This window comes from Devosia enhydra (genome assembly GCF_900119845.1).
GTDB lineage: Bacteria > Pseudomonadota > Alphaproteobacteria > Rhizobiales > Devosiaceae > FPKU01.
In genome coordinates, this window is the sequence record NZ_FPKU01000001.1 from 849,559 (window position 1) to 862,777 (window position 13,219).

A 13,219-nucleotide genomic window follows, 5' to 3' on the forward strand; every position below is an offset into this window, starting at 1 on the left:
CGGCAGGTGCCGCCAAGGCAACGCGGCGCTTGTCAGCATGCCAATTCTCACCTATATCGCCCACGCGTCCGATGGTCGGGCGCGATCTCACACACGTGGCCGGGCCTGCCGTTTATCGGCCGGTCCATCCGGTGACGGGACTTCCCGTCGCTCTTAGGCATACGTGGCGGAACAACCGGAAAAGGAAGACCGCAATGGCATTGCCAGATTTCTCCATGCGCCAGCTGCTCGAAGCCGGCGTCCATTTCGGCCACCAGAAGCATCGCTGGAACCCGAAGATGGAACGCTTCATCTTCGGCGTGCGCAACGACATCCACATTCTCGATCTGGGCCAGACCGTGCCGCTGCTGCAGCGCGCGCTGCAGCAGATCAGCGACACCGTCGCCGATGGCGGCCGCGTGCTGCTGGTCGGCACCAAGCGCCAGGCCGCTCCGGTGGTTGCCGAGGCTGCCCGCCAGTCGGCCCAGTATTTCGTCAATTCCCGCTGGCTCGGTGGCACGCTGACCAACTGGCAGACCATTTCGCACTCGATCGCGCGTCTGCGCGAGCTCGAGGCGCAGGAGGCGGATGGCTTCCAGGGCCTGACCAAGAAGGAGCGCCTGCTGCTCGATCGCGAGAAGGAGCGCCTTGAGCGTGATCTTGGCGGCATCAAGGACATGGGCAACCTGCCCAACCTGCTGTTCGTCATCGACACCAACAAGGAAGCCAATGCCATCAAGGAGGCACGTCGCCTCGGCATTCCGGTGATTGCGGTGATCGATTCGAACTCCGATCCCGATGTCGTCGACTTCCCGATCCCGGGCAATGACGACGCCAGCCGCGCTCTCGAGCTTTATTGCTCGCTGGTTGCGCGCGCCTGCATCGACGGCATTGCGCGCTCCTCGACCTCGCGTGGTGCCGATCTTGGCGCCGCCGAGACCGCTCCGGAAGAGCCGGCGCTCGCCGAAGACGCGCCCGCCAGCGCCTGATTGTTCTCGGGAATCGGGATTGCCCGGTTCCCGCTTCCGCTGTTCAAAGAATGAGGCGGCAGCCCGTAAAGGGGCCGCCAGAGAGGTGACACCATGGCTATCACGGCCCAGCAGGTCAAAGAGCTCCGCGACTCCACCGGCGTCGGCATGATGGACTGCAAGAAGGCGCTCGCCGAGACCAATGGCGACATGGAAGCCGCCATCGACTGGCTGCGTACCCGCGGCCTCGCCAAGGCTGCCAAGAAGGCTGGTCGCGTCGCGGCCGAGGGCCTCGTCGCCGTTGCCATCGAAGGTACCAGCGGCGCTATCGTCGAGGTCAATTCCGAGACCGACTTCGTTGCCCGCAACCAGCAGTTCCAGGATATCGTGGGCAACATCGCCCAGCTGGCGCTCGCCACCGGCGGCAATGTCGAAACCCTCGGTGCTGCCGACTATCCGGGCACCGGCCGTTCGGTCACCGATGAGCTGACCAACGCCATCGCCACGATCGGCGAGAACATGACCCTGCGCCGCAGCGCCGTGGTCTCGGTCACCGATGGCGTCGTCGGCAACTATGTCCACAATGCCGTCAAGCCCGGCATGGGCAAGCTGGCGATCGTCGTGGGTCTTCAATCCACCGGCAACAAGGATGTGCTGGCCCCCCTGGGCAAGCAGATCGCGATGCACATCGCCAACACCGCGCCGCTCTCGGTTTCGTCCGAGGACATCGATCCCGAGATCGTTGCGCGCGAGCGTGCGATCTTCGCCGAGCAGGCCCGTGAATCGGGCAAGCCCGACGACATCGTCGCCAAGATGGTCGAAGGCCGCGTCCGCAAGTACTACGAGGAAGTCACGCTCCTCGCGCAGGTCTTTGTGATCGACGGCGAGCGTCGCGTCTCCGACGTCATCAAGGCCGCCGAGGCCGAGGCTGGCGCCCCGATCAAGGTCACCGGCTTTGTCCGCTACGCCCTGGGCGAAGGCATCGCCAAGGAAGAGACCGACTTCGCCGCCGAAGTCGCTGCGACGGCCGGCGTCAACTGAGTTGACACAGCGTGACGCGGAGCGATCCGCGTCACCTCCTGGCGGAGGCTGCGCCTTCCCCGCCCCTTATGTCATAAAGGCTCGTGGTGCGGTCCATCTGCGCCCAGGGCAGCGGCTACACGAGGCATAGAATGGGCTCCCCCGCCTATAAACGCATCTTGCTCAAGGTTTCCGGCGAGGTGCTCGCTGGCGACCAGTCCTTCGGCATCGAGCCGAAATTCCTGCACGCTATGGCCCGCCAGATCGCCGACGCGCAGCGCTCGGGCCTGCAGATCGCCATCGTCATCGGCGCCGGCAACATTTTCCGCGGCATGGCCGTGGCCGCCAAGGGCGCCGACCGGGTTACCGGCGACGTCATGGGCATGCTTGGCACGGTGATCAATTCGCTGGCGCTCGGCGATGCCATCGAGCAGGCCGGCGTGCCGGTCAAGGTCTATACCTCCGTGCCCATGCCCACCGTGGCCGATACCTTCACGGCCCGCGATGCAACCGCGGCCCTGGCTGATGGTTATGTGGTCGTGTGTGCCGGAGGCACGGGAAACCCGTTCTTCACCACCGATACCGCTGCCGCTCTCAAGGCCATCGAGCTGCGCTGCGACGTGCTGCTCAAGGGCACCAAGGTCGATGGCGTCTACAGCGCCGATCCGCGTACCGATCCGGCGGCCGAACGCTATGAGACGGTGAGCTATGAGGAAGTCATCGCCCGCAACCTGCAGGTGATGGATACGGCAGCCTTTGCCCTTGCCCGGGACAACGGCTTGCCCATACTAGTCTACGCTCTGGGCGACGCAGATGGCCTCATGGGCGTTCTGACCGGGCGTACAAGAAGCACGCGCGTAGGATAACGCGCCCCAGACAAGGGAGACATCCGTGGCCCAGTCCTTCTCGGTCGACGAACTCAAGACCCGCATGCACAAGACGATCGCCTCGCTGCGCGACGAACTTGGCGGCCTGCGCACCGGCCGTGCCAGTGCCAGCCTGCTCGAGCCGGTCACCGTCGATGCCTATGGCTCCAAGATGCCGCTCAACCAGGTCGCCACCGTCAGCGTCCCCGAGCCGCGCATGCTGTCCGTGCAGGTATGGGATCGCAGCATGGCCGGCGCCGTCGACAAGGCCATCCGCAATTCCGGCCTGGGCCTCAACCCCATGACCGAGGGCGCGGTGATTCGCGTGCCGCTTCCCGAGCTCAATGAAGAGCGCCGCCGTGAATTGAGCAAAGTTGCCCATAATTATGCCGAACAGGCCCGTGTGGCGGTGCGGCACATTCGCCGCGACGGCATGGACCTTCTCAAGAAGTTGGAGAAGGACGGCATTATGGGGCAGGATGAAGCGCGCGGGCTCGGCGACAAGGTCCAGAAGGTGACCGACGACGCCGTGTCCGAAATCGATGCCGTGGTGGCAGCGAAGGAACAGGAAATCATGCAGGTCTGACCTGCCATCCTTTCACGCGCCCCCCGGAGGGCTGCCGATGTCCGTCGATCCCGCCATAAGTCCTCGCTCCGGCCACACCTCTGGCCTGAAGATTCCCGGCCATCTGGGGGTCATCATGGACGGCAACGGACGCTGGGCGACGGCGCGGGGCAAGCCGCGCACCGAGGGGCATGTGGCGGGCGTCCGGGCCCTCCGCCGGCTCGTCGAACTCTGCATCCGCTATGGCGTCGCGCACCTGACCGTCTTCAGCTTCTCCTCGGAGAACTGGAGCCGGCCGCACGAGGAAATCTCCTTCATTTTCGCGCTGTTGCGGCGTTTCGTTGCCACCGATCTCGAATCGCTGATGAGCAACAACGTCAAGGTGCGCATCATCGGCCTGCGCGAGGGGCTCGATCCCTCCCTGTGCCGGTTGATCGACGATGTCGAGCGCCGCACCGCCGACAATACCGGGCTCAACCTCATCGTCGCCTTCAACTATGGCGGCAAGGCCGATATCGTTCAGGCCACCCGGCAGATCGCGGCTGAAGTGGCAGCGGGCCGGCTCGCGCCCTCCGCCATCACCGAAGACACCATCAATCGCGCTCTCTACACCTCGGGCATCCCCGACCCCGATGTCATCGTCCGCACCAGCGGCGAGCAGCGCGTTTCCAATTTCCTGCTCTGGCAGGGCGCCTATGCGGAATTGATCTTCGTCGAGGAGAACTGGCCCGATTTCGACGAAAATTCCTTCCTGCGCGTACTCGAGGCCTATTCGGCGCGGGATCGTCGCTTTGGCGGCGTCGGGACCTTCAAGCGGTGAGCGACACGCCACCCTCCGCCGATCAGGAACAGTCTGCCCGCCGGAGATGGGCCGATCTGGGGCCGCGTTTCGCCTCGGCCGCCGTGCTCGTTCCGCTCACCTGCCTCGCGCTCTATTTCGGCGGCTATTTCTTTGCGGCCGTCGTCGGCGCCGTTTTCGCCGGTGCCTATCGCGAATGGGAGCGCATGGTCACCCTGCAGCCGCTAACCCCGTTCGGCGGCGTGCTGATCGGGGCCGTGGCGCTTTCGGCACTGGTGCAGCCGGCTTTCGGGCCATGGGCAGGGCTCGGGGTGTCCGCACTCGCGGCGCTTGCCGCGCTCGTCCGTGGCGGGCAGGCGGCGCCCTGGCGGGCCTTCGGCCTCGTCTTTTTCGGCCTCGTCATCGTCGCGCTGGTGATGCTGCGCGGGTCGGGCAGCGAAGGCATCGCCGCCGGGGTGTTCCTCGGCTCGGTCATCTGGCTCACCGATACCGGAGCCTTCTTCACCGGTCGGCAGGTCGGCGGCGAGCGGCTGGCGCCCGATATTTCCCCCTCCAAGACGTGGTCGGGTGCCATTGGCGGGCTCGCCCTCGGGGTTACCGCGGGCATCATGCTCTGGATCGTGTTCACCGATTCCCCGCTATGGATCGGGATGCTGATCTCGGTCGTGCTCAGCATTCTGGGGCAGTCCGGCGATCTTGCCGAAAGCGCGCTTAAGCGCCGCTTCCGCGTCAAGGACAGCGGCGACATCATCCCCGGCCATGGCGGGCTGATGGATCGGCTCGACAGCCTGACCTTCGGGGTGATCTTCCTCTGCATCGTCGGCGCGATGCATGCCGGCACCGATGCGGTCGCGCGTGGATTGCTCTTCTGGTAGGCTGCGGCAGCACGGCGCTTGCGCCCGGGGCTGTTCAACCGCAATCTTGACGCAAAGCCGGTCAACAAGTCCGGCGCCGCGGGGCTCCCGCGCGTTTCCGGACGTATGGAGATCGAACTGTTCGAACCGTCCCTGCAGCTGCTTTACGCCATCCCGGCCTTTCTCCTGGTCCTGACCATTATCGTGTTCGTGCACGAGATGGGGCATTATCTCGTTGCCCGCTGGAACGGCATCGCCATCCAGGCTTTCTCGATCGGTTTTGGCCCGGAAGTGATCGGCTTTACCGATCGGCGGGGCACGCGGTGGAAGCTCTCGGCCATTCCGCTCGGCGGCTATGTCCGCTTCGTTGGCGACATGAATCCGGCTGGCGTGCCGGACCATGAGGCGATCGCGGCCGCCGATCCGGAACTGGCGCGCAGCCTGTTTGTCAACAAATCCGTATGGCGCCGCATGGCCGTGGTGCTTGCCGGTCCGGTCGCCAATCTCATCTTCACTTTCCTCGTGCTCTACGCGCTTCTGCTCGGCTATGGCCGCTACACGCTGCCTCCCGTCATCGACGAGGTGATGGCCGGCTCCGTCGCGGCGGAGGCAGGTCTTGCGCCGGGCGATCGCATCGTTGCCGTCGACGGATACCGCGTCAGCGGGTTCGAGGATTTCCAGCGGCTGGTCGCGACCGCGCCCGAGCGCCAGGTCACCGTCGAGCTCGAGCGGGCAGGGGCTCCGCTCACCCTCGCCATGACGCCTGCGGCCACCGAGATCACCGACCGCTTCGGCAACACCCATCGCGTCGGCCGCATCGGGGTCACGCGCAATGTCGAGGATACCGACGTCACGCTCTATCATCCGGGGCCGGTCGAGGCCGTGTCCCTGACGCTTGAGGAAATGCGCTTCATCGTGCAGCGCACCGGCGAGTTCCTGGGCGACTTCTTCGTCGGGCGCGGCGATATCGAACAAATCGGCGGGCCGGTAAAGGTCGCGCGGGTCTCGGGCGAGGTGGCGACAATGGGGGTCATCGCGCTCATCAACCTCATGGCGCTGCTGTCGCTCAATATCGGCATTTTCAACCTGCTGCCCATTCCCATGCTCGATGGCGGGCACCTGGCCTACTACGCCTATGAGGCGGTCCGCGGCAAACCCATGAGCCAGAAGCTGCAGGAGCTGGGCTTTCGGTTCGGCTTTGCCATCGTGGTTTCGCTGATGGTTTTCACCCTCTTTAACGACACCATCCTCGAAGCCCTGCGGCGCTGGTCTTAACCCTATGTTTACCCAGCTTTTCCGGGTGTTGCCGGAATGCACGGCCACCAATCTTTTGGTAACCGCGTCGCCTGATGGCGCTTGCCCGTGGTTAAAATACCGGTAAAACCTAAAGCTGGAGTTGGCTGGGAAAGCGCTGTGCATGGCGATTCTCCCGGCAGTGGTCGCAAAGGCAATATTACGATGATCGATCCCAAGAAGCTGATGTGCGGTGCCCTCCTGGCTCCCGCCCTCATGATTGGCGCGACGCTCACCGGGGTGGGCGGCCCGCTTATCGGGGTCGAGGCAGCGCAGGCGCAGACGGTCAGTCGCATCAGCGTCAGCGGAAACAGCCGGGTCGACTCTGCCACTGTGATTTCCTACCTCTCGATCCGGCAGGGTGATCAGGCGAGCCGGGCGGCGATCGATGCCTCCATCGCCTCGCTCTATGCCACCGGGCTCTTCAGCTCGGTGACCGTGGGCGTGTCGGGCTCGACGCTCAATGTGCGCGTCGTCGAGAACCCGATCGTCGCTTCGGTCCTGTTCGAGGGCAATCGCCGCTTCCCCGATGCCGAGCTGCTCTCGATGGTCGATGTCGCCACGCGCGGCAGCGTCAGCCCCGAGCGCCTGAATGCCGATACCGAGTCCATCAGGCTCGCCTATCAGCGCGCCGGCTTTTCCAATGTCAGCGTCACCACGCGGCAGGAAGTAACCGATACCGGTCGCCAGCGCATTGTCTTCGTGATCAACGAGGGTGATCGCACCGGCATCAGCGCCATCAATTTCACCGGCAACAATTCCATCGATGCGGGCACCCTCAAGGGAATCATCCGCACCAAGGAATCGCACCTGTTGTCGTGGCTCTTCAAGGATGACGAGTACAGCGCCGACAAGCTGATGCTCGACCGTGAGCTCATCCGCCAGTACTACGCCAATCGCGGTTTCCCCGATGCGCAGGTGACGTCGGCCGTCGCCGAATACGACGCCAGCCGCAACGGCTATTTCATCAACTTCACCGTGGTCGAAGGCGACCGCTACCGCTTCGGCAATATCGGTGTCGAAACCAGCATTCCCGGCCTCGATGCCAACCGCCTCACCGGTGCCATCCGTACCCGTGAGGGTGGTCGGTATTCGCTCGCCGAGCTGCAGCGGTCTGCCGAGGATCTCGCCTTCGAGGCGACCGGGCAGGGCTATGCCTTCGCCGACGTGCGCCCGCGCCTCGATCGCGACATCGCCACCGGCACGTTCAACGTCACTTATCTCGTCGATGAGGGTGCGCGCATCTATGTCGAGCGCATCAACATCACCGGCAACCTCAAGACCCGCGACTACGTGATCCGTCGCGAGCTCGAGTTCGGTGAAGGCGACCCCTTCAACCGTTCCATCGTGCAGCGTGGCCGCACCGCCATCGAGCGTCTGGGCTTCTTCTCCAAGGTCGCCGTTTCGACCGCGCCGGGCAGCTCGCCTGATCGCGTCGTGATCAATGTCGATGTTGAAGAGCAGTCCACCGGCGATTACGGCATCTCGGCCGGCTACTCGACCGATGACGGTATCCTGGGCGAAGTGTCGGTCACCGAGCGCAACTTCCTCGGTCGCGGCCAGTATCTGCGCGCCTCGGTCGGCGCCACCGGTTCGGGCCAGACCTACGAGTTCTCCTTCACTGAGCCCCGCTTCATGGGTCTCAAGGTGTCCTCGGGCATCGACGTCTATCACCGCAATTCCGATGAGTCGGATTCCAACCGCTATGGCAGCACCTCCACGGGCGGCCAGCTGCGGCTCGGCCTGCCGGTGACGCGTGATCTGTCGCTGACCGGTCTGGTCGGCGTCGAAACCCGCAAGATCACCGATCTCGAAGCCCCCTTCACCTATCTTCTGGGTGGCGATGGCTCGACCGGTATCGAGGCGGACTTCAACAAGGCCTGGGTTGGTTACAGCCTCGTCTATAACGGGCTCGACGATCCCAAGAAGCCGCGCGAGGGTCTCTACGCCACCTTCTCGCAGCAATATGTCGGCTGGGATCACAACTACCTCAAGACCGAGGCGCGGGCCCGCTACTTCATGCCCGTTCTCGATGACAGCGGCATCGTGGCCAGCGTCCGCGGTCAGGCCGGTATCATCAACGCGCTCGGTGACGAGGCCGTCAGCCCGTTCGAGACCTTCCGTCCCGGCGCAACGCTGGTGCGGGGTTTCGAGGGTCGTGGCCTTGGCCCGCGTCATGCCGTGTCCGAGGAAATCCTCGGCGTCACCAGCTATGCCGGCATCTCCGCCGAAGTCGAATTCCCGATCCCGATGCTGCCCGACAATTTCGGCGTCAGCGGCGCGGTCTGGGCCGACGCGGCCTGGATTGACGGTGCGGGTGGCGACTTCCCGGTTCTCGCCGGCAGCATCGACGATCCGCTGAAGGCCTCGGTCGGCGCCTCGATCATCTGGGACTCGCCCTTTGGCCCGCTGCGCGGCGATTTCGCCTATGTCCTCAACAAGGCGACGCTCGACAAGAGCCAGGTGTTCCAGCTCACCATGCAGAGCCTGCTCTGATCGCTGGGCAATTGCGAAACGGCCCCGTTCCTTTGGGAGCGGGGCTTTTTCTTTGCCCGGGCGTCTTTCGTCCAAGCAATGCTTGCGGCCCGGGCGGGCGCATGAGACAGTCCGCCCCAGTTCTTCCCGATCGTCTCCAGCATTCTCCACATGGTCGATATTCGTTTTCATCACACCGCCGGCCCCCTCGCTCTGGCGGACCTGATGGCGGACGTCGGCTATGTCAGCGATCGGCGCCTCCCGCAGCTTGAGGTCGCGGGCGCCGCCGAGCTCGACGAGGCCGATGCGCAAACCATCGTGCTCGCAGCCGGCAAGCCCTATCGCGATGGCCTGCGCCACACGCGCGCCGGCGTCGCAATAGTCTCGCCCGAGCTCTCCGTTGATGTGCCCGAGGGCACATTCGCCATCGTCGATACCAGGCCCCATCTGCTGTTTTCCGCCATTCTCGAGCGGCTCTATCCCGGCAATACCCGCGCCGTGCAGCTACGCGCGCTCAATCCGGGCGCCGAAGGCGAGATCATCATCGAGCGCGGCGTGTCGATCGGCGCCAATGTGGTCATCGGGGCAGGGGCCGAGATCGGGCGCGGCACCATCATCGGGGCCAACACGGTCATCGGAGCCGGTGTAGCCATCGGGCGCGACTGCGTCATCGGAGCCAACTGCACCATAGAATGCGCCTATCTTGGCAATGGCGTCGTGCTCCAGTCCGGCGTCCGCATCGGTCAGGAGGGCTTCGGCTGGCTCGACCATGGCCGGGGCAACCGCAAGATCCCGCAACTGGGTCGCGTCATCATCCAGGATCGCGTCGAGATCGGTGCCAATTCCACGGTAGATCGCGGCGCCCTGGGCGATACCGTGATCGGGGATGGCACCAAGATCGATAATCTCGTCCAGGTCGGCCACAATTGCCGTATCGGGCGGCTGTGCCTGATCGCTGCCAAGGCGGGCCTTGCCGGCGGCTCCATTCTGGGCGATGGCGTTCTGCTCGGTGGTGGTGCCGGTCTGGCCGGCCACCTCACCATCGGCAGCGGTTCGATCGTCTATGCAGGGGCCGGGGTCACAAAGAGCTGGCCCGAAGGTTCGAAGATCATCGGCGCCCCGGCGCGCGAGATTCGTGAATTTTGGAAAGAGGCGGCCACCATCCGTCGCCTGATGAAGGGAGAACGGCCGTGACCGATGGCGGGAAGGAACTGGGCAGGCTCGAGATCGACGACATCCTGAAATGCCTGCCGCATCGCTATCCTTTCCTGATGATCGATCGGATCATCGACATCGATGGCGATGACGCGGCCGTGGGTATCAAGAACGTCACCTATAACGAGCCGATCTTTCAGGGCCATTTTCCGGACAAGCCGGTGTTTCCCGGCGTCCTGATCATCGAAGCCATGGCGCAGACGGCGGGGGCCATCGTCATCGCCCATGATGCGGCCGACGGCACCAAGAACATCGTTTTGATGCTCACCATCGACAAGGCCAAGTTCCGCAAGCCGGCGGGACCCGGCGACCGGATCGAGTTCCACATCAAGAAGATCCAGCGCCGCCGCACCGTCGGTCGCTACGAGGCGCGCGCCATCGTCGATGGCGTGCTGATCGCCGAGGCCGAGGTCGGCGCGATGATCGTGCCGCAATGATCGATCCCGGCGCGGTCATCCATCCCACCGCCATCGTTGCGCCGGGCGCCAGGATCGGCGCGGGCGCCGTCATCGGGCCCTATTGCATCGTGGGCGGCGGGGTCGGTCTCGGCGAAGGGGTCGAGCTCGTATCCCATGTGGTGGTCGACGGGTTTTCCGATATCGGGCCGGGCACCAAGATCTATCCCTTCACCTCCATCGGCAAGCCGCCGCAAGATCTGAAATATGAGGGCGAGCCGAGCCGGCTCAGCATCGGCGCCCGCTGCGTCATTCGCGAGAATGTCACCATCAATCCCGGCACGCGCGGCGGCACCATGCTCACCAGCATCGGCGATGACTGCCTGCTGATGGCCTCCTCGCATGTGGCGCATGATTGCCAGGTCGGCAATCGCGTTGTGCTCGCCAATTATGTCGGGCTCGCCGGCCACGTCACCATCGGCGATCACGTCGCCTTTGGCGGCATGTGCGCGGTGCACCAGTTCGTCCGCATCGGCGCCCATGCCTTCATCGGCGCGCAGAGCATGGTCGATGCCGATGTCATTCCCTATGGAATGGCGGTCGGCAACCGGGCCCGTCTTGCGGGCCTCAACCTTGTGGGCCTCAAGCGCCGCAAGTTCGAGCGCGAGGCCATTCATCGCCTGCGCGCCGCGTACCGGATGATCTTTTCGGCCGAAGGCACGCTGCGCGAGCGCGTCGAGGACGCGACCGGCCTTTTTGCCGATGATCCGCTGGTGCAGGATGTGCTGAGGTTCATCACCGCCGCTTCGGATCGGTCCATCTGCCTGCCCCGCAACGGGCGGGACGAAGACTGAGGTGACGACGCGGCTGGCGCTGATCGTCGGCTCGGGCGCGCTCGTGCCCGAAGTCGTCGCCGCCGCGCAGCAGCGTGGCTTCGCGCTCCGGGTCCTCAGCCTCAAGCGGCGGGCCGATCTCAAGGGGCTCGACGCCATCCCGTTCAGGCTCTCGGATCCAGATGCTGCAGTCGCGGCGATCAGGGCGTTCGGCGCCACGCATTTTGCCCTGGCCGGCGGCGTCAGCCTGTCCGATATTGCGCGCGAGACGCTGGCGGGCTTCTTTTCCGGCTCCGGCTTGCACTCGATGGGCGATACCGAGCTCTCCGATCTGGTCGCGCGGCTCGAAACCCTCACGGGCGCCAGCCCGCTCGGCGTGCACGAAATCGCGCCCCATCTTCTGGCCTCGGCGGGGTCGCTCGGCGGCCCGGCGCCCACCCCCGCGCAGCACGATGCGGCCCGTTATGGCCTTGGCCTCGGGCGAAAAGCCGGCAGTCTCGATCTCGGCCAGGCCGTTGTCGTGGCCGGTCGGCGTGCGGTGGCGGTCGAAGATATCGGCGGCACCGACCAGCTCATCGCCCGGGTTCGGCGGCTCAGATGGCGTGGCCTCGTCGCCGATGGGGCGTCTCCGCTCGTGCTGGCCAAATGTCCCAAGCCGCAGCAGCCGCTTTTCGTCGATCTGCCCGCCATCGGCCCGCGCACTGTTGCCAACGCGAAGAAGGCCGGCATCGGGCTGATCGCGGTCGCGGCGGGTGGCACCATCGTTATCCAGCGCCAGCAGGTGCGGGCGCTCGCTGATCGGCTCGGCGTCGCGGTGTTCGGGTATACTGATGCGTGAACCGCTGTCGCTCTTCATTCTTGCCGGCGAACCCTCGGGCGATCGTATCGGTGCCGATCTCGTGCGGCGCCTCAAAGCTCGCGTGCCGCTCGCGCTTCAGGGCGTGGGGGGCGAGGCCCTGATCGGGCAGGGGCTCAGGAGCCTTTTTCCCATGTCCGAACTCTCGGTCATGGGCTGGAGCGATGTGTTGCCGCGCCTCCCGCTGCTCCTCTGGCGTGTGCGACAGGTGGCGCGGGCCATCCTGTCGTCGCGGCCCGATATCGTGGTGCTTGTCGACTCGCAGGTGTTTTCCAAGCTCGTTGCCCGGCAGGTGCGGGCAGGGGGCGGGCGCATGCCCATCCTGCTTTATGTCGCTCCGGCCGTTTGGGCGTGGAAGCCCGAGCGGGCGCTCGCCCTTCCGGCACTGTTCGATGAAATTTTGTCCGTGCTGCCCTTCGAGCCGGCCGCCATGCGCGATCTGGGCGGGCCCGAAACGCATTATGTCGGGCATCCTGCGCTGGAGGCGATACCATTCATCCCGGGCCGTCCGGCCGACGGGCCCATCCTGCTGCTCCCCGGCAGCCGGGTCGGACAGATGCGGCGCCACTTGCCCCTGATGCGCGCAGTCGCCGAAGGCCTCAAGCAGTCAGGCGCAGACAGATTGGCGATTCTGGCGCCATCGTCTCTCCAGCCCCGGATCACCCAGGCGGTAGCCGACTGGCCGGTCGTGCCGGCGGTGGTGAGCGGAGAGGCGGGCAGGGGGCGGCTTTTTGCCGAGGCGCGAATGGCCGTGGCCATCAGCGGCACCATCACGCTCGAGCTTGCACTGGCCGGCGTCCCGATGGTCGTGACCTATCTGGGCGATCGTGGGCAGGCGCGGCGCTTCCGCCGCTACGGCGTGCGCTTTGCCGCCCTGCCCAATATTCTGATGCAGGCGTCGGTCGTACCGGAAATTCTGATGGAAGCACCGGAGCCCGCGCGTCTCGCCGAGGCGGCGGTCGGGCTTTATCGCGATTCCGAGGCGCAGGCCGCGCAGCGCTCGGCTTTTGCGGCCCTGCGCCGCACAATGGAAACCGGCACGCCGGAAGATCCGCGCGAGGACCCGGCGGACCGGGTGCTCGCGCATCTGGCTTGAGAGCC

General features: G+C 65.3%; 13 protein-coding genes. All 13 read left to right on the top strand.

Annotated features, from left to right (window positions below):
• Positions 1 to 194: 194 nt before the first annotated feature.
• The 13 genes from rpsB (at position 195) to BT183_RS04215 (ending at position 13,214) form a co-directional block, all read left to right on the top strand.
• Positions 195 to 968 carry a 30S ribosomal protein S2 gene (rpsB, locus tag BT183_RS04155; RefSeq protein ID WP_072339288.1) on the top strand — a complete coding sequence of 258 codons (774 nt, stop codon included), beginning with the start codon at positions 195 to 197 and terminating at the stop codon, positions 966 to 968.
• Between the two features lie 93 nt (positions 969 to 1,061).
• Entirely contained in the window at positions 1,062 to 1,988 is a 927-nt protein-coding gene (gene tsf, locus BT183_RS04160) for a translation elongation factor Ts (RefSeq protein ID WP_072339290.1), read from the top strand.
• 131 nt (positions 1,989 to 2,119) lie between these two features.
• Positions 2,120 to 2,833 carry a UMP kinase gene (gene pyrH, locus BT183_RS04165; protein ID WP_072339291.1) on the top strand — a complete coding sequence of 238 codons (714 nt, stop codon included), beginning with the start codon at positions 2,120 to 2,122 and terminating at the stop codon, positions 2,831 to 2,833.
• A gap of 25 nt (positions 2,834 to 2,858) precedes the next feature.
• Positions 2,859 to 3,419, top strand: a complete 561-nt coding sequence (gene frr, locus BT183_RS04170; RefSeq protein ID WP_072339292.1) for a ribosome recycling factor — start codon at positions 2,859 to 2,861, stop codon at positions 3,417 to 3,419.
• A 37-nt stretch (positions 3,420 to 3,456) separates the two neighbouring features.
• Positions 3,457 to 4,218 carry a polyprenyl diphosphate synthase gene (gene uppS / locus BT183_RS04175; protein ID WP_072339294.1) on the top strand — a complete coding sequence of 254 codons (762 nt, stop codon included), beginning with the start codon at positions 3,457 to 3,459 and terminating at the stop codon, positions 4,216 to 4,218.
• Positions 4,215 to 5,072 carry a phosphatidate cytidylyltransferase gene (locus BT183_RS04180; RefSeq protein ID WP_072339296.1) on the top strand — a complete coding sequence of 286 codons (858 nt, stop codon included), beginning with the start codon at positions 4,215 to 4,217 and terminating at the stop codon, positions 5,070 to 5,072. Before uppS ends, BT183_RS04180 begins: the two co-directional genes overlap by 4 nt.
• Positions 5,073 to 5,177: 105 nt before the next feature.
• A complete protein-coding gene (gene rseP, locus BT183_RS04185) occupies positions 5,178 to 6,326 on the top strand; it encodes an RIP metalloprotease RseP (RefSeq protein ID WP_072341506.1) in 1,149 nt (382 codons plus the stop codon).
• Between the two features lie 183 nt (positions 6,327 to 6,509).
• Positions 6,510 to 8,840: an outer membrane protein assembly factor BamA gene (bamA, locus tag BT183_RS04190; RefSeq protein ID WP_072339298.1), complete on the top strand. Its 2,331-nt coding sequence runs from the start codon at positions 6,510 to 6,512 to the stop codon at positions 8,838 to 8,840.
• A 150-nt stretch (positions 8,841 to 8,990) separates the two neighbouring features.
• On the top strand, positions 8,991 to 10,013 hold the full coding sequence (lpxD, locus tag BT183_RS04195) for a UDP-3-O-(3-hydroxymyristoyl)glucosamine N-acyltransferase (protein ID WP_072339300.1): 1,023 nt from the start codon (positions 8,991 to 8,993) through the stop codon (positions 10,011 to 10,013).
• The gene (fabZ, locus tag BT183_RS04200) at positions 10,010 to 10,471 is read left to right on the top strand and encodes a 3-hydroxyacyl-ACP dehydratase FabZ (RefSeq protein ID WP_072339302.1); all 462 of its coding nucleotides are present in this window, start codon (positions 10,010 to 10,012) and stop codon (positions 10,469 to 10,471) included. The genes lpxD and fabZ overlap by 4 nt, the downstream gene beginning before the upstream one ends.
• The gene (lpxA, locus tag BT183_RS04205) at positions 10,468 to 11,283 is read left to right on the top strand and encodes an acyl-ACP--UDP-N-acetylglucosamine O-acyltransferase (protein WP_072339304.1); all 816 of its coding nucleotides are present in this window, start codon (positions 10,468 to 10,470) and stop codon (positions 11,281 to 11,283) included. Before fabZ ends, lpxA begins: the two co-directional genes overlap by 4 nt.
• A gap of 1 nt (position 11,284) precedes the next feature.
• Positions 11,285 to 12,100 carry a UDP-2,3-diacylglucosamine diphosphatase LpxI domain-containing protein gene (gene lpxI / locus BT183_RS04210; RefSeq protein WP_072339306.1) on the top strand — a complete coding sequence of 272 codons (816 nt, stop codon included), beginning with the start codon at positions 11,285 to 11,287 and terminating at the stop codon, positions 12,098 to 12,100.
• Positions 12,093 to 13,214: a lipid-A-disaccharide synthase gene (locus BT183_RS04215; protein WP_072339308.1), complete on the top strand. Its 1,122-nt coding sequence runs from the start codon at positions 12,093 to 12,095 to the stop codon at positions 13,212 to 13,214. Before lpxI ends, BT183_RS04215 begins: the two co-directional genes overlap by 8 nt.
• Positions 13,215 to 13,219 lie beyond the last annotated feature (5 nt).